Origin of the sequence: Corallococcus sp. AS-1-12 (assembly GCF_020036995.1) — a bacterium.
Classification (GTDB): Bacteria; Myxococcota; Myxococcia; order Myxococcales; family Myxococcaceae; genus Corallococcus.
Window position 1 is genome coordinate 66,314 of record NZ_JAIQDD010000023.1, and the last position, 18,885, is coordinate 85,198.

Consider the following 18,885-nt stretch of genomic DNA (forward strand, 5'->3'; position numbering starts at 1 on the left):
GTCCTCCCAAAGTCTAACGCCCTCCTGGGTCGCCTGTTCAATCCATTACGCGCGGGAAAAAAGCAGGGACCCGCGCCGCGAGGAGCCCCGCACTGGACGCCCGTTCCCGGGTCAAACGGAGGGCACCACCATCACGGGCCGGCGGCAGCGCACCACCAGCTCGCGCGCCACCGTCTCCTCCAGCACGTCCGGCGCCACCTCGCGGTGGGGGGACGTGCCCACGCAGACCAGGTCCACGCCCTCGCGCTCCGTGGCCTGGCAGATGGCGACGGCGACGTCCTCTCCGCTGACGCCCTCCACGCTCCAGTGCACCGCCCGCGCGACCGTGTCCCCGGGCACCTGCGCCCAGAGCCGCTTCAGCACCCGGTCCCGCTCGCTGTCGGGCTCCGGGAGCACGCCGTGGAAGTCCCGGGGGCCCCGCTCGCGGCCCCGGAGCCGGTGCACGTGCAGCAGGTGCACGCGGCCGCCCGGCCCCACCAGCGAGCACGCCTGCGCGATGGCCTGTCCGGAGGCCTGCGTGAAGTCCACCGGCACCAGCGCGCTCCGGGGCGGCGGCAGCCGGCGCGGCTCGCGCGCTCCGGGCGGGATGCACGCCACGGAGCGCTCCGCGTGGCGCAGCACCCCTTCCGACACGGAGCCGTGCCACAGCCGCAGCACGCCGCCGCGCAGGTGCATGCCCACCACCGTCAGCTCCACGCTGCGCGCGTGGGCCACGTGCAGCAGATGGTCCGCCGGGCGGCCATAGCCGGGCTCCAGCACCACCTCCACGCGGCCCTCGCCCTCCAGGTCGCCCAGGCGCTCGCGCACCTCGCGCTGGAGCACGCGCTCCACCAGCGGCTCCAGCCCCTCCATGGTGCGCTCGCGCGCGTCCAGCCGCTCCACGTGCACGGGGGTGTGGATGCCCAGCCGCTCGCGCTCCTCCAGCGGCGAGCACACGTACGTGGCCAGCACGTCGCACCCGCCCACGCGCCGCAGCTCCCGCAGGAAGGTGATGGCCGCGTCGGACGTGGCGGAGCGGGGGTCCACCCCCACCATCACCAGCAGCCTGCGCCGGCCCCGGGCCCAGTCCAGGAGCGCCGTGTCCCGGCGCACCGCCAGCACCGGGGCGCAGCCGTGGCGGGCCAGGCGCTCCGCCAGGGACGTCTTGCGCCAGGGGGACGTGCGCCAGCCCTCCGCGGCCACCACCACCAGCCGGGCGCTCCTGCACTCCTCCTCCCCCAGCAGCGTCTCCACGGAGGCGCCCCGCTGCATGCGCGGCTCCACGGTGCCCACGAACGCCCTCAGCCGCGCGGCCTCCTCGGCCAGCCCCCCTTCCTCCGTGGACAGGGCGTCCGGGGCCTGCGCGTCAGGGACGACGTCGTCATCCACCCCCAGGAGCAGCAGGGGCTCTCCCAGGCGGCCGGCGATCGTCGCCGCGAGGGTGGCCGCGTGCGCGGCGTCGGCGGACAGGTTGGTTGCGCAGATGATGGCCATGGCGGGGCCCCCCTCGGAGGAGGCGATGCCCGCTGGAGCCCCCCCTCGCCACGAAGGATGCGCACGCCGGACGCCGGTGACGCGCCGCCCGCGCATGCCGGCCTGCCTGCCTGGCGGGGTGGGGCGGCCCGGCGGCGGGGCCCTCCCTAGCGCAGGAGCTGCTGGTGCCCGTCGTGGTTGGTGTGGTCCTGGTTGTCGCCCACGCCGCCGCGCTGGTTCTCGCGGCCGAAGCTGGACAGGAACACGCCCTGGTCGCTGCTGGCGTAGTGGTACGGCCGGCCCCAGGGGTCCAGGGGCACGGCGGGGAGGTAGCGGGGCACCAGCAGCGCGTTCAGGTCCCCCTCCTCCGGCAGCTTTCCCCCGTGGTCCGCGCGGTAGCGCTCCAGCGCGTCCAGGATGAGGGCGAAGTCGGAGTGGATGTGCTGGGCCTGCTCGGGGTCGCGGCGGCGGAAGGCGGTGAGCACCAGGGCCACGACGAGCGCCACCGCGAACACCACCGCCACCCAGGGCAGCGGGGAGCGGCGGGACCTCTCGGAGGGGGCGGACGGGGCGGGGGTGGCGGCCATGGCCCACCCACCCTACCGCGTCAGAGGGCGCGGTAAAGCGGCACCGGCTGCTGCTTGCCCTTCAGGCGCACCGGCGGCAGGTCCTCGAAGGCGGTCTCGTTCGCGTCCACCAGCTCGCGCGTGCGCTCGCCCACCAGGATCTCCCCCGGCCCGGCCAGCGCGCACAGCCGCGCGGCCACGTTCACCGCGTCGCCGATGCAGGTGTACTCGGCCCGCATCGCGCCGCCGATGTTGCCGGACACCACCACCCCCGAGTTCAGCCCCACGCCCAGCTCCAGCACCAGGGGCCGGCCCTCGCGGCCGTGGGCCACCCACTCGGCCTCCGCCACGGCGCGCAGCTCCGCCACGGCCTCCATCATCATCTTCGCGCACTGCAGGCCCCGGAGCGCGTCGTCCGGGCGGCCCACCGGCGCGCCGAAGACGGCCATCAGCCCGTCCCCCAGGAACTTGTCCAGCGTGCCGCCGCAGGTGAGCACCGCGTCCGACAGGCGGCCCAGCACCTGGTTGAGCACCGCCACCACCTGTTCCGGAGGCAGGCTCTCCGCCAGGCCGGTGAAGTTGCGGATGTCCGCGAACAGCACCGTCACCTCGCGCTTCTCTCCGGCGAGCACCGCCGCGTCCGCGCTCTTGAGGATCTCCTCCACCACCGCGTCGGACGTGTAGCGCGCGAACAGCTTGCGCATGCGCTCCGTCTCGTCCGTGCGGCGCACCACGCTCTCGATGCGCGCCGCCAGCTCGTCCATGGACGCGGACTTGTTCACGTAGTCGTCCGCGCCCGCGCGCAGGCCGCGCACGCGCTCCGCCTCGCGGTCGTTGGCGGTGAGCATGATGACGGGGATGGCGCTGCGCGGGCCCTCCTTCAGCCGCCGGCACAGCTCCACGCCGTCCAGCCCCGGCATCTCCAGGTCGCTCAGCACGATGGCCGGCTGCAGCCGCCCCATGCCCTCCAGGGCCTCGTACGGGTCCTGGAAGCAGAGGACCTCGTAGCCCAGGGCCACCAGCCCCTCCTGCACGAACGCGCACGCCAGGGGGCTGTCGTCCACCACCACCACGCGGCGGCGCCCCTCCGTCGCGGGGCGCGGCAGGTCCTGCCGGCCCACGATGCGGTTCTGCACGCCCAGCGCCTCGTAGATCTGCTTGTACGTGCAGTGGCCCAGCTCGACGAGGATCTCCCCCAGCCGCCGCCCGTCGCGCCGCTGCCGCGCCAGCGCTTCGTCCAACTGCGCGAGCGTCACGTACTTGAGCCCCACCAGCAGCTCGCCCAGGGGCGGCTGCGAGGGCCCCTTCTCCTGGTTCAGGCCCAGAGCTTCTCCCAAGGCGTCCTGAATCTGTTCGCGCGACACGTAGCCCAACGAGATGAGCGCCTCCCCCACGCGCTGTCCGGTGAGGGCCTGGAGCGCGAGCGCCTCCTGCACCTGTCCCGGCGTGACGACGCCCAGCTTGAGCAGCAAATCACCGAAGAGGGGGTTCGATGCACTCACGCGGAAGCCTCCGTCACACGCCCGTCCGCGGAGCGTAGCGCAACCCCGGCCGCCGCGAACCCCTCACCCCGCCTTCCCCCGCCCCGGAGTCCCCCACCCGACGGGACCGTCGTCCCTTCGGGCGGGCCCGGGGGAGCGCCGTCAGTGCTCGAACACGCGGCTGAAGGCCATGACGATCTCCAGGATGATCAACGCGACGATCATCACCTCCAGGACGTGCGAGCGGTCGATGTCCACCTCGCCCTTGAGCAGGCCGTAGGTCTGCGCGAGCAACTGCTGCTTGCGCGTGACGGAGGCCTGCCACGCGGGGATGCGCAGGCGGCGCACGGCGGCCTCGTAGACCTTGGCCAGGTAGAAGTCGCCGATGATCTTCAGGCTGTTCTCCACCCGCTCCACGAACTCGTTGAGGTCCACGAGCGTGCCCAGCGTCTCCCGGGCGAGGTTGCGGTACGGGCTGCGGAACAGCGTGAGCCAGCCGGGCTTCTTCTTCTGCACCTCGTCGTGGATGCGCGCGATGTGCTTGTCCAGGCGCTCGTCGTAGTAGCGGAACTCCAGGAGCTGCGCGTTGGCGATCTCCAGGAGGTCCGGGATGTCGCGCGAGCCGGACGGCTCGTAGACGAACGCGCTGTTCCAGTCCACGACGACCAGGTCGTGGGCGGTGTAGCTGAAGCGCACCTGGGTGACGGCCTCGCGCTCGCGCGGCGCGAGCGGCGCGGCGGTGCTCTCTCCCAAGAGGAGCCGGGCGATGTCCGCGCGCTGGAACAGCTCCTCCGCGGAGGGGTTGCCCTGGATGCGCTCGGCGAAGATGACGGTGTAGCTCTCGCTCTGGTCCCAGAGGTGCGGCCCCTGCACGGCGGCGGCGATGGTGCGGCGCACGCCCTCCACCAGCTCCCGGGCCAGGTCCTCCAGGGCCTGGCTGTCATAGAGCTCGTCCGCGACCTGGGTGAGCGTCTCCCAGGTGGTGCCGGGCGCGACGGGGACCCTCAGGATGATGGACGCGGCGCCGTGGTCGAACAGGCGCGCGGTGGCGTCCACGGTGACGGGGCCGCCGCGCAGCGCGAGCGGCCTGCGGCCCAGCTCATAGGCCACGGGCGGGTTGGGCAGTTGGATGTACTGGCTGTTCTCTCGCGACAGCTTCAAGCGGCGCGAGTCCTCCGAGAGCGCCTTGCGCGCGCGCTCCAGGTCGATCTCCTCCGCGATGTCGAACGTGCGGTAGCAGAGGATGTGGGCCTGTTCGAAGAGCAGCGTCACTCCGGCGGGCGCGGACATGGTGCGGAAGAGCCTACTCGACGTCCTCCCACAGGACCTTCAGTTCCAGGGGAAGCGCCTCGAAGGGTTCAGCATGGACGGTCTCCGCGTCCTGATGGGTCCCCACCAGGAGGTAGTGGGAGCCCTCCAGACGGAAGACCTCCAGGGTGTACTGGAGCGGGTCCACCAACCAGACGTGCCTGACCCCCTCCCGGGCGTAGACGGGCAGCTTCCGGAAGCGGTCCAGCCGGGACGTGGACGGGGACAGCACCTCGCACAGCCAATCCGGCGCCAGGGTGAAGCCCACGACATCGGGCACCCTGGGCATCCGCTCCCGGCGCCACCCCGCCAGGTCCGGCACCAGGACGTCCTGGCCCAGGTGCAGCTCCGGCTCCGTGAGGATGATCCACCCTCCGGGTCCGCCACGGCCCCGGTCGAAGGGAGCATAGAGCTCGCCTCCCAGATGCGACGCCGCGACGGCATGCCGCGATGCCGGCCGGGGGCTGGCGTACAGCTCGCCATTCACGATCTCCCCCACCTGGTTCGAGGGGAGCGCTTCCAGGTCGGCGTAGGTGGCGGGCTTTCGGGTCATCTCTGGGACGAAGAACCTAGCAGGTAGGGACATGCCCGGACACTCTCATGCCCGTCTGACACGTGTACCCCGGTGGCCAGGAGCCCTGGAAGGGCCCCGGGCCTGAAACATTTCCGCCGAAACATTTCCGGATGTTTCACTCAGTCGCCGCCGCCCTCGGGCAGCTTGATGCCAATGCCACCCGGGCCCTCGCCGTGGTCCGGCAGGTTGCCAATGTGGCCGGGCGTGGGGATGGGGCGGTCTCCCGCCTGACGCTTGTTGTCCTGTTCGTCTTCCGGAAGCTGCGGTTCCTTCCGGGGGCTTTCGTGCTCACCCATGGTGGCTCCTTCGCGCGTTGAGAGGGTTTGACCTCTCCCAAGCTAGGGAGCCCGCGCCCCGGCTGGCACCCCGCCCCTGCCGGTCCGCGGGGCATGCGGGGACACGAGCGGGGCGGCCCGGGGGCTCAGGCGCCCCGGGGCTTCGCGGGCGGCGCCAGCGCCGTGCGCACGTCCCACAGCTCCGGGAAGAAGCGCAGGTCCAGCGCCTTGCGCAGGAAGCCCACGCCCGACGAGCCGCCCGTGCCCTGCTTGAAGCCGATGATTCGCATCACCGTCATCATGTGCCGGTAGCGCCAGAGCTGGAACCGCTCCTCCGTGTCCACCAGCTTCTCGCACATCTCATACGCGTCCCAGTGCTTCTCGGTGTCCTCGTAGATGCGGCGGAACACCTCCATCACCTGGGGGCTCTTCTCATACGGCTGACGCCAGTCGCGCTCCACGTGGCTTCTGGGGATGTCGTGGCCCTTGCGCGCCAGGTGACGCAGGAACTCGTCGTAGATGCCGGGCGACACCAGCAGGCGCTCCAGCTCCGCGTGCACGCCCTGCACGTGCTTGAAGGGCCCCAGCGCCGCGTCGTCCTTGTTGCCCAGCAGGAACTCCAGCGCCCGGTACTGGAAGCTCTGGAAGCCTGACGCGTGACCCAGCGTGTCGCGGAACTCCAGGTACTCGTTGGGGGTGAGCGTCTCCAGCACGCTCCACTGCTCGAAGAGCATCCGCTGGATGTGCGCGACGCGCGCGAAGATCTTGAAGGACGGCTCCAGCCGGTCCGCCTGGATGTAGCGGATGCAGGCGGACAGCTCGTGGATGAGCAACTTCATCCACAGCTCGCTCGTCTGGTGCTGGACGATGAACAGCAGCTCGTCGTGATGGGGAGGCTGGGAACGGGGCACCTGCGCGGACAAGAGGCGGTCCAACTGCAGGTAATCGCCATAGGTCGTCCGGCCCGCGAGGTCCGTGACGATTCCAGGCTCCAGGTCGCGTTTGTTCATGGCCCGGGCACTCATGCACACCAACCCCCTCGCGGCGCAAGCACATCCTCCGCGCGGTCACTCCTGCCACGTGCTTCCAGCCGGAAGGACGCGGTCCACCTCTGCCCGGGCCGGGGCAACAAATACTGCTTAAGCGTTCTTCTGAGCGGCTTCCGCGAGCGCCTTGGAGGCGGCGCGGCCACGGGGCAGCTTGATGTCCTCCACGCTGTTGGGGTTGGCGTAGTCCGACCACTCGGAAGGACGGCGGTTGGTCTTCTCCAGCATGCGCAGCTTCTGGTAGTGCGCCGCGCAGTAGCCCTTGGTGCGGCTGGGCTTGCCGCAGCCCTTGATGGCGCACTCACGGGCGCCGCCCTCCGCCGCCGCCGGCTTGCGGCCCCGGCGCTTGCCACCCGCCGCAGCCACCGGCGCGCTCACCGCGGCCCGGCCCGCCGGACGACCCGCGGGGCGACGACCGGCCTTGCCAGCCGCGGGCGCGTTCGCGCCGAAGAGGGGGCCCACCACCTGCGCCAGGGGCGCCAGCCGCTCGGCCACGTTGCGCAGCGCATCCAGGTCCGCCGTGCCCGACTCCAGACGAGACACCACGTCGCGCAGGGGCTTGAGCTGGACTTCAATCTCGTTGCGAATCATCTCGCGGAACGCCTTGTCAACTGACATTTCGAACAATCCTCGGTTTAAGGGGGGAGCATTGCCTTGGCGTGAACCGGCACGCCGGACTACCAATACCTTCCAGAAAGGCAATTGTCGAAGGAAGCGATAAAAAGTTGTGACGCGGCTGCGTATCAGCAGGCGAGAAAGGCCCGGGAAATGGGGCGCGGAGACGCTTTCAGCCGCTTCTCACGCATCCCAATGCAGGGGTTCCAACAACGCGCCACGACCGGAGGCGGGGGGGGGCTGCGAGCGATCCAGCAGTTCCTCGTACGTCAGTGCCAGATCGTGTCCCAGTTCCTCCAATTCATCCGCGTCCAGGGACGCGGACAGGCGGGGGAGCACCCCGTGTTCCATGGCCTGGACATGCGCCACGACCTGATCCTCCAGCGTGAAGAGGCGCGCCTGCCACTCGACGCCGCGAGGTGTCAGCTCCTGCAACTCCTCCATCAGCTCACGCAGGGTGAGGTGGTCCTCGGCCTCCTCGCGGGCGCGGGCGCGGCCCTCCACGCGCGTCACGAGCGGCTGGACGCAGCGCTCCTCCAGGCGGGAGTGCAGGCGCAGGAGGCGCGCCAGGGACTCCTGGGCGTGCGCCAGCTCCTCTGCGTCCGCCTCTGAAGCCAGCCGCTCCAGCAGGTCCTCCAGCTCGCGGTGTTGGTGAAGGAGGATGTCGAACGGGCCGGCCATGCCCCCAAGCATCAGCACGGCTCCGGAAGCAGACAACCGCACCCCTTCCCCCGACGTGAAAGCCAGCCTGCTGGCGTGCATGCCCTTTTCCGGTGATGGCGGCGGTGGAGCCCCTGCCCGGCCGCCTGGTCCCAGGGTGCCGGCGCGCGAGGGCGGCCGCATCTTGGCTCCACCGTGGAAAACGCACTCGCGAGTGTCCGGCAGGCCGTGTTCCGTTTCGCGGAGGGCGGCGCCGCCCTGTCCGCGCGCTACCACCGCGCCCGACTGGTGGGAGCTGAACATCTGCCCGGACAGGGGCCGTTGCTGCTCGTGGGCAACCACGGTGTCTGGGGATACGAGACCCCCGCCTTCTTCCACCTGCTGCACCAGGCCACGGGGCGCTATCCGCTGGGGCTGGCGGAGCGGGGGTTCTTCAAGATTCCCCTCGTGCGCACGGTGCTGCCCTGGCTGGGCGGGGTGGAGGGGACGCGGGAGAACGCGCTCCGCTCGCTCCAGGAGGGGCAGCTCGTCGTGTGTTATCCGGGCGGCGCGCGGGAGACCTTCAAACGCAGTCAGGGCCGCTACCGGCTGCGGTGGGAACGCGCGCTGGGCTTCGTCCGGCTGGCCATGCAGGCCGGGGTGCCGGTGGTGCCCTTCGCCGGCTTCGGGGTGGATGATACCTTCTTCTGGCCCCCGGACGAGGACCGCTGGTGCGTGCGCCTGGCCGCGGAGGACAAATACCGCATGCCGTTGGTGATGGGATTGGGCCCCCTGCCGCTGCCCGTCCAGCTCACCTTCGCCGTGGGTGAACCCCATGAACCGCCGCCGTCGGGTGCGTCGGAGTCGCGCGTGCGAGCCTTCCGCGACCGCGTGGCCGCCAGCGTCCGGCGCCTGCTGCTGAGGGCCTGCCATGCTTGATACCGCCTCCACTCCCGTCCCCGCCCCGCCCCGCCCGCCGCCGCTGGTGCCGGACGTGGAAGACATCCAGCGCGGCTATGAGCGGCTGGACTGCGAGGAGCGCGTCGTCCGGGGCACGCCGGCGCGGCTGTTCACCTTTCCCGGGGGCAACAGGGATGTATCACGCACGGTGGTCTGTCTTCCGGGGCTGGGCGCCAGTGGCCGGTCCTTCGCGCCCATGGAGCCGCTGGCCCAGGCGTGGAACCTGCTGTTGTGGACACCGCCGCTGAAGACGCCCGCGACACATACACCGCTGCAGTGGAACCTGTCGGTGCTCAACCACCCGGAGGCCGGGCTGCCGGAGCGCTTCGCGTTGCTGGGGTCGTCCTACGGCAGCCTGCTGTCCATCGCGTATGCGTTGGAGCACCCCCAGCGGGTGAAGGCGCTGGTGCTGGTGTCACCGGTGGCCAGCGTGCGCAAGGTGCGGCGGCTGGCGTTGACGCTGTCCACGCTGGTGCGGGCGCCCCGGCCGCTGGCGTATGTGTTCGCGCCCACGGTGGCGCGCATCCTGGGGGGCCGGTGGCTGCCGCCGGAGGGGCGGGCGGAGATCGTCCGCGAGGCGCGGCGCATGTCGTCGGTGGAGCTGATGCGGCGGCTGCGCGACATCCTGGCCGCGGACTTCCTGCACCGGCTGCGGGAGCTGCGCGTGCCCACGCTCATCATCGAGGGCGGCAGGGACCTGCTGGTGCCGCCCGCGGCCGCGCGCGACGTGGCGGCGCACGTGCCGGGCGCCGAGCTGGAGTTCCTGGAGACGGCCAGTCACCTGCCGTACATGAGCCACCCGGAAGCGTTCAATGCACGCGTGTCCGACTTCCTGTCGCGGCACCCGGACTGAGCAGGCGTTATCTCTAGCGGCGGGGGAACACACTCAGATGACCACTGCCTCGGATCAGTTGTCCCGCTCCGCGCTGCTGTTCCTGTCGCGTCAGTCCAACCTGAAGGACGTGGCCACGCGGCTCAAACCCTTTCGCCAGCTCGCGTCCCGCTTCATCGCGGGAGAGACGCTGGAGGAGGCGGTGGACGCGGTGAAGGCCCTCACGGCGAAGGGGCTGATGGCCAGCTTCGACCACCTCAACGAAGCGGTGCGCTCCCCGCAGGAGACGCGCGACGAGGTGAAGCAGTACCTGCGGCTGCTGGCGCGCATCGACCAGGTGGGCGTGCGGGCCAATGTGTCGCTGAAGCTCACGCAGTGCGGTCTGTTGTTCGACCGGAACCTGGCGCTGCAAAACGCGCGGGCGGTGGCGGCGGACGCGTCAGCGCGGGACTCCTTCGTGCGCGTGGACATGGAGGAGAGCGCCGTCACGCAGACGACCCTGGACATCGTGCGGGACCTGCACTCGGAGTTCGGCGAGCGGCACGTGGGCGCGGTGCTCCAGAGCTACCTGCGGCGCACGGAGGCGGACGCGAAGGCCCTGTGCGCCGAGCGCGTCCGCGTCCGGCTGTGCAAGGGGGCCTACCTGGAGGGCCCTGGCGTGGCCTTCCCGGACAAGAAGGACGTGGACGCGAACTTCGTGCGTTGCATGCGCATCCTGCTGGACAGCGGCGTGTATCACGGTATCGCCACGCATGATGAGCGGATGATCGACGCCACGTTGGAATACGCCGCGCGCCAGCATCTGCCCAGGGGCGCCTTCGAATTCCAGATGCTGTATGGCATCCGGCGCGACCTCCAGGAGCAACTGGTGAAGGCTGGCCATCCGGTGCGTGTCTATGTCCCGTATGGGAAGCACTGGTATCCCTATTTCATGCGCCGGCTGGCGGAGCGTCCGGCCAACCTGTGGTTCGTGATGCGCAACCTGCTGAAGGGGTAGGCCATGAGGAATCCCTACGCCGCCGCGTATGTGGCCGGGGCCGTGGGCACGGGCGCCCTGGGGGCGCTGGTCACCGTGCGCAATGCCTGGCTGGGCCACCCGCCGCCCTACGCCGCGCGCAACATCGCCCGGCACGTGCTGAGCCGGCTGTTCGGACGCAAGCTGTCCAGGCGTGAGGCGTCACAGTGGGCCTTCGCGCTGCGCGCGGGCTACGGGCCGCTCCTGGGGATGGGCTGGGGGCTGGTGCGCAGGCGCACGTCGAAGTGGACCCTGCTGCACAGCGGCGCGCTGCTGGGCCTGGGGGTGCTGGCGTTCGAGCGCGCGGCCTTCCCGGTGTTCAAGGCGACGGCCGCGGAGGGGTCCTGGTCGCGCGCGGAGCACGTCTGGCTGTTCGCGCAGACGGCCCTGTTCGGCGTCGTCACGGAGGCGACGATGCGCTGGCTGGTGAAAGAGGAGGAGCCCGCGTCCCAGGGAGACGCGGGCTGAAGGCTTCACGTCAGGACTTGTTGCCCTTGTGGGGGAGGAGCGTCTCCACCACCTCCTTCATGGACTGCTTGAGGAAGCCGCCCGCGTCCGCGTCCCCCTTCACCACGGCGGAGGCGAACATCTTCGCCTGCTCCACGGTGATGTGCGGCGGCAGGGGCGGCACGTCCGGGTCGGTATAGGCCTCGAAGACGACGGGCCGGTCCGCGGCCAGCGCGTCATCCCACGCGGCGGCGAGCCGGTCCGGCCGGTCCACGCGCAGGCCCTTGAGCCCCAGGGACTCGGCGTACTTCGCGTAGGGGAAGTCCGGCAGGTCCTGGGACGCTTCGTACTTCGGGTCGCCGGCCATCACGCGCTGCTCCCACGTCACCTGGTTCAGGTCGCGGTTGTTGAGCACCAGGATGATGAGGCGCGGGTCCTTCCACTCCTTCCAGTACTTCGCCACGGTGATGAGCTCCGCGTTGCCATTCATCTGCATGGCGCCGTCGCCCACCACCGCGAGCACCGGGCGGTGCGGGAAGGCGAACTTCGCCCCCAGCGCGTACGGCACGCCGCAGCCCATGGTGGCCAGGTTGCCGGACAGGGACGCCAGCATCCCCTGGCGCACCTTCAGGTCGCGCGCGAACCAGTTGGTGGAGCTGCCGGAGTCCGCCGTGAGGATGACGTCCGCGGGCAGCTTCGGGGACAGCTCCCAGAACACGCGCTGCGGGTTGAGCGGGTTCGCGCCGCTCATGGCGCGCGCCTCCAGCACCTTCCACCAGCGCGCCATGCCCTTCTCCACGCCCTCGCGCCAGCTCCGGTCCTCCTTGCGCTGGAGCTGGGGGATGAGCGCGCGCAGCGTCTCCCTCGCGTCGCCCACCAGGCCCACCTCCATGGGGTAGCGGATGGAGAGCATCCGGCCGTCCAGGTCGATTTGGACGCCGCGCGCCTGGCCCTCCGGCGGCAGGAACTCCGAGTAGGGGAAGCTGGTCCCCACCATCAGCAGCGTGTCGCACTCCTGCATCAGGTCCCAACTGGGCTTCGTGCCCAGCAGGCCGATGGGGCCCGTCACGAAGGGCAGCGCGTCCGGCAGCACCGCCTTGCCCAGCAGCGCCTTCGCCACGCCCGCGCCCAGCCGGTCCGCGACCTCCAGCACCTCGTCCGCCGCGTTCAGGGCGCCCGCGCCCACCAGCATCGCCACCCTCCTGCCCGCGTTGAGGACGTCCGCGGCGCGGCGCAGGTCCGCGTCCTGGGGAATCACGCGAGGGGACGCGTAGCCCACGCTGGAGTGCACGGTGCCGTGCTTGCGCGCGGGCGGCTCGTAGGGCTGCTCCTGCAGGTCATTGGGCAACACCAGACACGTCACGGTGCGCTCGCACCGGGCGATTCTCACGGCGCGGTCCAGCGCGTGCCGGACGGCGGAGGGCGCGGTCACCATGGTGATGTACTCGCTGGCCACGTCCTTGAAGAGCGTGGTGAGGTCCACCTCCTGCTGGTAGTGGCCGCCCAGGGCCGTGCGCGACTGCTGGCCCACGATGGCCACCACGGGCTGGTGGTCCAGCTTCGCGTCATAGAGGCCGTTGAGCAGGTGGACGGCCCCCGGGCCGGAGGTGGCCATGCACACGCCCACCTCTCCGGTGAACTTCGCGTGCGCGCAGGCGGCGAAGGCGGCCATCTCCTCGTGGCGGACCTGGACGAACTTCATCTCCGGGTTGCGCCCCAGCGCGCCCATCACGCCGTTGATGCCGTCGCCCGGGTAGCCGTAGACGCGGCGCACGCCCCACTGGATGAGGCGGTAGATGAGGTAGTCGCTGACGGTGGCGCTCATGCGCGAGGCTCCTGGACAGGGGTTGGGTGGAGGTCCCTCGCGCATCAAGCTGGTGACCGCGAAGGGCCCTGGAGCCCGGGGGCATCCGGGTGCCCGTGCCGCCTGTCCGTGAGCGGGCCTGCGTGCGGGCGGCTACTCCCGCTCGGGCTTCCCGGGCCGGTGCCGCGGGCCCTTGTCGTGGGCGAGCTCCGGGCGCTTCTCCGCCAGCCAGGCGATGGCGTGGGCGGAGCTGGGGATGGTGAGCATCAGGAACGCGGCGACGAGCAGCCCTCGCAAGAGGAGCCAGCCGTCCCCCGTCGCCAGCGTGGCGCCGATGATGACCAGCACCCCGCCGAAGGGCACCGCGCCCGTCGCGTGCACGCGGGTGAGCACCGAGGGCAGCCGGTACATACCGATGATGGCGGCGGTGATGAAGAGCAGGCCCAGCGCCACCAGGGCGTCGGCCACCCACTGCACGGCGGCGGACATCATCGGGAGTCCTCCTCGTCGTGGAAGGTGCGGCCGTGGTGCAGGAAGCGGGCGCCGGCCACGGTCTGCACGTAGGAGAGCAGGGCCAGCACCAGGGCCGCGTCCAGGTAGCCGGCCTCGCCGCGGGTGGCGCCGTACAGCGCCAGCACCGCGCAGATGACCAGGCCCAGGCTGTCCACGGACATGAGCATGTCCGCCGAGGAGCGCTGACGCGAGGCCAGCAGCACCAGCGCGCCCAGCAGGCCCACCATCCACACGATGGACAGGGTGAAGAAGGTCTCGTGCATCGCCGGGCCTCCCTACGGGAACACCGCGCGCTGGTAGCGCTGGTAGAAGTGGTCCTGCTGCTGGATGAGCTTGTCCGGATCCGACGCGTCCAGGGCATGGATGCGCATCACGCGCCGCTCCCAGTCCAGCTCCAGCAACACCGTGCCCGGGGCCATGGACAGGACCCACGAGGACACCTGCACGCCGCGCGGCGTGCGCTCGCCCATGGGGAACTCCACGACGCCCGCGAGGCTCGCGCGGTCAGCGGGGCCGAAGATGATGGTGAGCACGTGGACGCAGCTCCGCGTCACCAGCACGGCCAGGGCCCAGACGAAGCGGGGCAGGTGCAGCGTGCGGCGCCAGTGCTCACGAGCACTCAAGGCCGGCGCCAGGCCGGCCAGGGGGAACAGGCGCATCACGCCCAGGGCCAGCAGCGCGCCCAGCGCCAGGTCCACCGGGTGGAAGCTGCCCACCATCAGCGCGTACAGCAGCGCCAGGGCCAGCATGTTCACCAGGGTGCGCGGGCTCATGGCAGCGTCCCCAGGCCCTGGATGGCGTCGCGTCCGGCGCGCAGCAGCGGCTCCGGCCAGAGGCCCGCGGCGATGAGCGCCAGGGACAGCGCGTACACCACCGCGCCGGTGCCCCGGTGCAGGGCCGCGCCCTCCCTCAGCCACCGCTCGCGCTGGTAGGCGCGGAAGAGGGCCAGCAGCGACAGGGTGCTCGCCAGCACCACCAGCCCCGCGAGCCAGGCGTGCCCCTGCTCCAGCGCCGCGCGCAACAGCCAGGCCTTGGCCCAGAAGCCCGCGGTGGGCGGCACGCCCGCCGTGCTGAAGGCCGCCACCGAGTAGGCGCGGCGCGCCCGCTCGCCGCCCCGGTCCTGCGCCAGGAACAGCGCCGTCTTGTCCAGGGAGCCCGCCAGCGCCAGCGCCACCGCCGCGCACAGGCCCTCGCGGCCCGCCAGGCTCAGCGCGGCGATGATGAGCCCCGCGTGCGAGATGGACGCGTACGCGAGCACCTCGCGCGTGTCCCGCCGGGAGAGCGCCAGCACGGAGCCGTAGAGGATGCTCGCCGCGCCCAGCAGCTCCAGCAGCGGCCGGGCCTGCGCCAGCACCTGCGGCATCACGTCCACGCCGAAGCGCAGCAGGCCATAGCTGCCGATGTTCGCCAGCGCTCCCGCGAGCAGCGCCGCCACCGTGGGGCCCGCGTCCCGGTACACCGCGGGCGCCCAGAAGTGGAACGGGAAGAAGCCCAGCTTCACCCCGAACGCGCACAAGAGCAGCGTGCCCGGCACCAGCAGCGCGAACGGCGGCCCCGCCTGTCCCCACGCGATGATGGACAGCATGTCCAGCGTGCCGGTGGTCAGGTACAGCATCACCACCGCCGTGAGGAACAGCGTGGACCCCATCAGGTTCACCACCACGAAGGTGAACGCGGCGCGCAGGTTGCGGGGCTTCTCGCCATACGACGCCAGCCCGAACGCGGCCGTCATCGCCAGCTCGAAGAAGACGTAGAAGTTGAACGCGTCCGACGTGAAGAACACCCCGGTGAGCCCCGCCCCCATGAAGACCACCAGCGCGGGGAAGCTGCGCGACGTGATGCCCCCCGCCACGTGCTCGTACACGAGCGTGCCCAGCAGCACCGCCGTGGACACCAGCGCGAACACGATGGAGAGCTGATCCGCCCGCAGTCGGATGCCCACGCCCACCGGCCAGTCCCCCGTGACGAACTGGGGCGCCTGCGCGCTCCAGGCCTGGGGCAACAGCCACGCCGTGCACACGAGCGTGCCCCCAAGCCCCGCGATGGCCAGCCACGCCACCCACGCGCGGCGCCCATCCAGGAACGCCAGCACCGTGCCCAGCACCCACGGCAGGAGCAGCGGCCCCCAGAGCGGCATCAGTGCTCCTCCTCCGGCTCCACCGCGTGGACGCGCTTCAGCTCCGCCTCCACCAGCCGGTCCGTGCGCAGCGAGCCGTGCGCCCGCTGCGTGCGGTGCACCAGCGTGAGCAGCAGCGCGGACACCGCGAAGCCGATGACGATGGCCGTGAGCGCCAGCGACTGGAGCACCGGATCCGTCACCGGCCAGCCGGGCCGCACGCTCAGCGCCTCGCCCCGCTCCGGGAAGGAGCCCGCGAGGATGAGCAGGACGCTGGAGTTGGTGATGAGCACCGTGCCGCACGCCACGCGCACCAGCTCGCGCTCCAGCACCATGCGCACGCCGCACGCGAACAACAGGCCCACCACCAGGGACGCGATGAGGATCATGGTCCGGACTCCCCTTCCGTCCCGGTGCGCAGGGCGAAGCGGTCGATGACGGTGACCACCAGCCCGAAGACGATGAGCATCAGCCCCCCCTCGAAGATGAGCGCGGTGTGCAGGTGGAGCCCGCCCACGCCCAGCTCCTGCTGGTCCGGGCGGGGGAAGAGGCTCATGGGCGTGTAGCCCGCGAGCACGGGCAGGAACGCGGTGCCCACCACCAGCAGCAGCCCCACGCCCGCCAGCGGCGCGGCGTACCGCACCGCCACGTAGCGCCGGGTCTGGTCCCGGCCTATCACCACGTACTGGAGCAGCACCGCGAGCCCCGCGAGCGCCCCGGCCGGGAAGCCGCCGCCCACCGACGCGCCGCCCTTCAGCCAGAGCGCCAGCGCGATGATCAACGACGGCCACAGCAGCAGGCGCGACAGGGGCGGGACGAAGGAGATCATGGCCTCACCGCCTCCCCTTCAGGCGCAGGAGGCTGGTGACACCCAGCAGCGCCGCGACCACCACGGTCATCTCCCCCACCGTGTCCAGGCCCCGGAAGTCCGTGAGCACCGCCGCCACGACGTTGGGCGAGTGCGCGGCCTTCGCCAACTGCACCGTGCGCGCGCCCACGCGCTCGGCGTGCAGGTGGGACAGGGCGCTCCAGCTCAGGAGGAAGGCGCTCGCGCCCGCGACCGCCGCGGCCAGACGGTCTCGGCCACGGGGGTTCTGGGCCTCGTGCTGGGCGCGCTCGAGCCGGGCGCGGGGGAGCAGGGCCAGCAGGCCCGCGAAGAGCAACGTGAAGGTGGTCTCCACCAGCACGGAGGTGAGGGCCACGTCGGGCGCGGCGGCGAAGGCGAACACCATGGCCAGGCTGAAGCCCACGCAGGAGATGAGCAGAACCAGCCGCAGGTGGCCCTTCGCGCGCAGCGTGGCCAGCGCGGCGGCGGACGCGAAGGCGAGCGCCATCACCAGCGTGATGTCCGCCCAGCCCACGGGGCCCACCTTGAAGCGGTCGCGCAGCGGCGTCACGCCCAGCACCGTCAGGCCCAGCAGGCCCGTGGGCACCAGCACGGACGCCACGCGGTCGCGCAGGTCGCGCACCTCCTTCTCGTGCAGCCACGTGGACAGCCGGTCCAACTGGTGCAGCAGCAGGCGGTAGCCCCGCTCGGCGCCCACGTGGGACGCGGCCTCCAGCACGCGGGCGAGCGCGGGCGTCCACGCGAGCCGGGTGGCGAAGAGCAGCGCGCCCAGGGCCCAGGCCCCCACGGCGAGCAGGTTCTCCACGCGCGCGTCCAGGTGGTACGCGAGCTCCAGCGTGGAGGGCTCGCCGCGCATCGCCTCCGCGGCGGCGCGGGAGGGCGCGACCAGGAGCCCCGGCGCCACGCCGCCCAAAAGGATGCTCGCGGCGAGCACGACGACGGGGGCCACGAGGAGCGTGGGCGCGGCGGGCACGTCCTGGCGCGGCCCGCCGAAGAGGCCCCACCACAGGCGCAGCGTGTACGCGAGCGTCAGGCCCGCGCCCACGAGCCCCGCCGCCATGAACGCGGGGCCCTCCTTCGCGAGCGAGTGGAAGAAGACCTCGTCCTTGAAGAAGCCCACGGTGAGGGGCAGCGCGGAGAGCCCCGCCGCGGCGACGGCGCTGGCGCCCGCGAGCACGGGGAGCGAGTGGCGCAGGCCGCCGACCTGCGACAGCTTCTTCTTCCCGGTGACCTGGGTGACGGCGCCCGCGGTGAGGAAGAGGGCGGCCTTGCACGGCGCGTGGGCGGCCACGTAGAGCGGCGCGCCCTCGGAGCCCAGCGCCACCAGCACCAGCGCGTAGCCGTACTGCGCGATGGTGGAGTACGCGAGCACGCGCTTGAACGGATCCGCCACCAGGGCCATCAGGCTGCCCATGCCCATGGACAGAAAGCCGATGGCGAGCAGGCCGTGGCGCACGTCCGTGGCGGGGGCGAACAGCGGGTAGAGGCGCTGGAGGAGGAAGACGCCCGCGGCGACCATCGCGGCCGAGTGCAGGTACGAGGACACGGGCGTGGGCGCGGCCATGGCGCGCGGCAGCCAGAAGTGGAACGGCACCTGCGCGCTCTTGCCCAGCGCGCCCACGGCCAGGCACACCAGGGCGCCGGTGGACGCGGGGGACTGCGCGGCGAGTTCGAAGACGCGCGGCAGGGAGAAGGTGCCGTACTGGACGCCCAGCGCCATGGCGCCCGCGAAGAAGACGACGGAGGTGGCGCCGGTGAGCACCAGGGACAGGAGCGCGGCGGCGCGCGACTCGGGGTCCTCGCGGTCGAAGCCGATGAGCAGGTAGGAGATGATGGTGGTGAGGTCCAGCGCCACGAAGAGCAGCAGCAGGTCATCCACGGTGACGAGCAGCACCATGGCGGCCATGAACGCGAGCAGCAGCCCCTGGAAGCGCACCTCGTCGCCCGGGGGGCGCCGCTCCTGCGCCAGGTGGTGCGGCATGTACGCGCGCGAGTACAGGACCACGAGCGCGCCGACGCCCAGCGCCAGCGCGGCATAGAGGCCGGACAGGCCGTCGCGCGTGAACTCCAGCGACAGGCCCCAGGAGGGGGCCCAGGGGAGCACGAGGCGCGTGGTCCCCTGCATCCATTCGTAGACCAGCGCCCCCATGGCGGCGAGCGCGCCCGCGGCGCCCATCCAGGCCGCGGCGCCCGGACGCCACCGGCCCGCGACATAGGCGAGCGGCGCGCACGCCAGGGCCAGGAGGATGGGCAGGAGGAGGGGCATGGGCGAAGGGCCCACGTTAGGAGTGGCCCGCCGACGCAGGCGCACAACCGTCAGCCCCGCGCGCGGAGCGTCACCCCCAGGTCACTCGTGGAGCCGGAGCCGTGCGCTGGTGGACACAGCCCCGCATGC

The 18,885-nt window shown here is 71.7% G+C and carries 21 protein-coding genes; 4 read left to right on the top strand and 17 right to left on the bottom strand.

What is annotated here, in order from left to right; all coding sequences use genetic code 11:
• Window positions 1–111 precede the first annotated feature (111 nt).
• From K8556_RS28505 to K8556_RS28545, 9 genes are all read right to left on the bottom strand, one after another.
• On the bottom strand, window positions 112–1,473 hold the full coding sequence (locus K8556_RS28505) for a universal stress protein (RefSeq protein ID WP_223743265.1): 1,362 nt from the start codon (window positions 1,471–1,473) through the stop codon (window positions 112–114).
• A 146-nt stretch (window positions 1,474–1,619) separates the two neighbouring features.
• The gene (locus K8556_RS28510) at window positions 1,620–2,039 is read right to left on the bottom strand and encodes a type II secretion system protein GspG (protein WP_223743266.1); all 420 of its coding nucleotides are present in this window, start codon (window positions 2,037–2,039) and stop codon (window positions 1,620–1,622) included.
• A 20-nt stretch (window positions 2,040–2,059) separates the two neighbouring features.
• Window positions 2,060–3,520 carry an adenylate/guanylate cyclase domain-containing protein gene (locus K8556_RS28515; RefSeq protein ID WP_223743267.1) on the bottom strand — a complete coding sequence of 487 codons (1,461 nt, stop codon included), beginning with the start codon at window positions 3,518–3,520 and terminating at the stop codon, window positions 2,060–2,062.
• Window positions 3,521–3,661: 141 nt separating this feature from the next.
• On the bottom strand, window positions 3,662–4,789 hold the full coding sequence (locus K8556_RS28520) for a hypothetical protein (RefSeq protein WP_223743268.1): 1,128 nt from the start codon (window positions 4,787–4,789) through the stop codon (window positions 3,662–3,664).
• Between the two features lie 13 nt (window positions 4,790–4,802).
• Window positions 4,803–5,360, bottom strand: a complete 558-nt coding sequence (locus tag K8556_RS28525) for a Uma2 family endonuclease (protein ID WP_223743269.1) — start codon at window positions 5,358–5,360, stop codon at window positions 4,803–4,805.
• Window positions 5,361–5,500: 140 nt separating this feature from the next.
• Entirely contained in the window at window positions 5,501–5,677 is a 177-nt protein-coding gene (locus tag K8556_RS28530; protein WP_158617790.1) for a hypothetical protein, read from the bottom strand.
• Between the two features lie 125 nt (window positions 5,678–5,802).
• Window positions 5,803–6,666 (bottom strand): tryptophan 2,3-dioxygenase, encoded by an 864-nt coding sequence (locus tag K8556_RS28535; RefSeq protein ID WP_120622620.1) that lies wholly within the window; start codon window positions 6,664–6,666, stop codon window positions 5,803–5,805.
• 129 nt (window positions 6,667–6,795) lie between these two features.
• Entirely contained in the window at window positions 6,796–7,320 is a 525-nt protein-coding gene (locus K8556_RS28540; RefSeq protein ID WP_223743270.1) for a cell wall protein, read from the bottom strand.
• Window positions 7,321–7,500: 180 nt separating this feature from the next.
• The gene (locus K8556_RS28545; RefSeq protein WP_223743271.1) at window positions 7,501–7,998 is read right to left on the bottom strand and encodes a hemerythrin domain-containing protein; all 498 of its coding nucleotides are present in this window, start codon (window positions 7,996–7,998) and stop codon (window positions 7,501–7,503) included.
• 207 nt (window positions 7,999–8,205) lie between these two features.
• Between K8556_RS28545 and K8556_RS28550 the strand changes: the two genes are divergently transcribed.
• The 4 genes from K8556_RS28550 to K8556_RS28565 are packed head-to-tail and all read left to right on the top strand — an operon-like array spanning window position 8,206 to window position 11,231.
• The gene (locus K8556_RS28550; protein WP_223743272.1) at window positions 8,206–8,895 is read left to right on the top strand and encodes a lysophospholipid acyltransferase family protein; all 690 of its coding nucleotides are present in this window, start codon (window positions 8,206–8,208) and stop codon (window positions 8,893–8,895) included.
• On the top strand, window positions 8,888–9,769 hold the full coding sequence (locus K8556_RS28555; protein ID WP_223743273.1) for an alpha/beta fold hydrolase: 882 nt from the start codon (window positions 8,888–8,890) through the stop codon (window positions 9,767–9,769). The genes K8556_RS28550 and K8556_RS28555 overlap by 8 nt, the downstream gene beginning before the upstream one ends.
• Window positions 9,770–9,806: 37 nt before the next feature.
• Window positions 9,807–10,745, top strand: a complete 939-nt coding sequence (locus tag K8556_RS28560) for a proline dehydrogenase family protein (RefSeq protein ID WP_223743274.1) — start codon at window positions 9,807–9,809, stop codon at window positions 10,743–10,745.
• A gap of 3 nt (window positions 10,746–10,748) precedes the next feature.
• Complete coding sequence (locus tag K8556_RS28565; RefSeq protein WP_223743275.1) at window positions 10,749–11,231, top strand: hypothetical protein; 483 nt, start codon at window positions 10,749–10,751, stop codon at window positions 11,229–11,231.
• 10 nt (window positions 11,232–11,241) lie between these two features.
• On the opposite strand, the gene K8556_RS28570 is transcribed toward K8556_RS28565, so the two are convergent.
• From K8556_RS28570 to mbhE, 8 genes are all read right to left on the bottom strand, one after another.
• Window positions 11,242–13,035: a thiamine pyrophosphate-requiring protein gene (locus K8556_RS28570; protein WP_223743276.1), complete on the bottom strand. Its 1,794-nt coding sequence runs from the start codon at window positions 13,033–13,035 to the stop codon at window positions 11,242–11,244.
• A 132-nt stretch (window positions 13,036–13,167) separates the two neighbouring features.
• Window positions 13,168–13,506: a monovalent cation/H(+) antiporter subunit G gene (locus K8556_RS28575; RefSeq protein ID WP_223743277.1), complete on the bottom strand. Its 339-nt coding sequence runs from the start codon at window positions 13,504–13,506 to the stop codon at window positions 13,168–13,170.
• On the bottom strand, window positions 13,503–13,790 hold the full coding sequence (locus K8556_RS28580; RefSeq protein ID WP_223743278.1) for a monovalent cation/H+ antiporter complex subunit F: 288 nt from the start codon (window positions 13,788–13,790) through the stop codon (window positions 13,503–13,505). The genes K8556_RS28575 and K8556_RS28580 overlap by 4 nt, the downstream gene beginning before the upstream one ends.
• 12 nt (window positions 13,791–13,802) lie before the next feature.
• Window positions 13,803–14,300 carry a Na+/H+ antiporter subunit E gene (locus tag K8556_RS28585; RefSeq protein WP_223743279.1) on the bottom strand — a complete coding sequence of 166 codons (498 nt, stop codon included), beginning with the start codon at window positions 14,298–14,300 and terminating at the stop codon, window positions 13,803–13,805.
• Window positions 14,297–15,664: a complex I subunit 5 family protein gene (locus K8556_RS28590; RefSeq protein WP_223743280.1), complete on the bottom strand. Its 1,368-nt coding sequence runs from the start codon at window positions 15,662–15,664 to the stop codon at window positions 14,297–14,299. The genes K8556_RS28585 and K8556_RS28590 overlap by 4 nt, the downstream gene beginning before the upstream one ends.
• On the bottom strand, window positions 15,664–16,032 hold the full coding sequence (locus tag K8556_RS28595) for a sodium:proton antiporter (protein ID WP_223743281.1): 369 nt from the start codon (window positions 16,030–16,032) through the stop codon (window positions 15,664–15,666). Before K8556_RS28595 ends, K8556_RS28590 begins: the two co-directional genes overlap by 1 nt.
• A complete protein-coding gene (locus K8556_RS28600) occupies window positions 16,029–16,472 on the bottom strand; it encodes an MnhB domain-containing protein (RefSeq protein ID WP_223743282.1) in 444 nt (147 codons plus the stop codon). Before K8556_RS28600 ends, K8556_RS28595 begins: the two co-directional genes overlap by 4 nt.
• A gap of 4 nt (window positions 16,473–16,476) precedes the next feature.
• Window positions 16,477–18,756 carry a hydrogen gas-evolving membrane-bound hydrogenase subunit E gene (gene mbhE / locus K8556_RS28605; RefSeq protein WP_223743283.1) on the bottom strand — a complete coding sequence of 760 codons (2,280 nt, stop codon included), beginning with the start codon at window positions 18,754–18,756 and terminating at the stop codon, window positions 16,477–16,479.
• Window positions 18,757–18,885: the final 129 nt, after the last annotated feature.

Excerpts from the sequence above, each read along its gene's own strand:
- K8556_RS28505 (WP_223743265.1), bottom strand. The coding sequence starts at position 1,473 with ATGGCCATCATCTGCGCAACCAACCTGTCCGCCGACGCCGCGCACGCG.
- K8556_RS28510 (WP_223743266.1), bottom strand. The coding sequence starts at position 2,039 with ATGGCCGCCACCCCCGCCCCGTCCGCCCCCTCCGAGAGGTCCCGCCGC.
- K8556_RS28520 (WP_223743268.1), bottom strand. The coding sequence starts at position 4,789 with ATGTCCGCGCCCGCCGGAGTGACGCTGCTCTTCGAACAGGCCCACATC.
- K8556_RS28525 (WP_223743269.1), bottom strand. The coding sequence starts at position 5,360 with ATGACCCGAAAGCCCGCCACCTACGCCGACCTGGAAGCGCTCCCCTCG.
- K8556_RS28530 (WP_158617790.1), bottom strand. The coding sequence starts at position 5,677 with ATGGGTGAGCACGAAAGCCCCCGGAAGGAACCGCAGCTTCCGGAAGAC.
- K8556_RS28535 (WP_120622620.1), bottom strand. The coding sequence starts at position 6,666 with ATGAACAAACGCGACCTGGAGCCTGGAATCGTCACGGACCTCGCGGGC.
- K8556_RS28540 (WP_223743270.1), bottom strand. The coding sequence starts at position 7,320 with ATGTCAGTTGACAAGGCGTTCCGCGAGATGATTCGCAACGAGATTGAA.
- K8556_RS28545 (WP_223743271.1), bottom strand. The coding sequence starts at position 7,998 with ATGGCCGGCCCGTTCGACATCCTCCTTCACCAACACCGCGAGCTGGAG.
- K8556_RS28555 (WP_223743273.1), top strand. The coding sequence starts at position 8,888 with ATGCTTGATACCGCCTCCACTCCCGTCCCCGCCCCGCCCCGCCCGCCG.
- K8556_RS28560 (WP_223743274.1), top strand. The coding sequence starts at position 9,807 with ATGACCACTGCCTCGGATCAGTTGTCCCGCTCCGCGCTGCTGTTCCTG.
- K8556_RS28565 (WP_223743275.1), top strand. The coding sequence starts at position 10,749 with ATGAGGAATCCCTACGCCGCCGCGTATGTGGCCGGGGCCGTGGGCACG.
- K8556_RS28570 (WP_223743276.1), bottom strand. The coding sequence starts at position 13,035 with ATGAGCGCCACCGTCAGCGACTACCTCATCTACCGCCTCATCCAGTGG.
- K8556_RS28575 (WP_223743277.1), bottom strand. The coding sequence starts at position 13,506 with ATGATGTCCGCCGCCGTGCAGTGGGTGGCCGACGCCCTGGTGGCGCTG.
- K8556_RS28580 (WP_223743278.1), bottom strand. The coding sequence starts at position 13,790 with ATGCACGAGACCTTCTTCACCCTGTCCATCGTGTGGATGGTGGGCCTG.
- K8556_RS28585 (WP_223743279.1), bottom strand. The coding sequence starts at position 14,300 with ATGAGCCCGCGCACCCTGGTGAACATGCTGGCCCTGGCGCTGCTGTAC.
- K8556_RS28590 (WP_223743280.1), bottom strand. The coding sequence starts at position 15,664 with ATGCCGCTCTGGGGGCCGCTGCTCCTGCCGTGGGTGCTGGGCACGGTG.
- K8556_RS28595 (WP_223743281.1), bottom strand. The coding sequence starts at position 16,032 with ATGATCCTCATCGCGTCCCTGGTGGTGGGCCTGTTGTTCGCGTGCGGC.
- K8556_RS28600 (WP_223743282.1), bottom strand. The coding sequence starts at position 16,472 with ATGATCTCCTTCGTCCCGCCCCTGTCGCGCCTGCTGCTGTGGCCGTCG.
- mbhE (WP_223743283.1), bottom strand. The coding sequence starts at position 18,756 with ATGCCCCTCCTCCTGCCCATCCTCCTGGCCCTGGCGTGCGCGCCGCTC.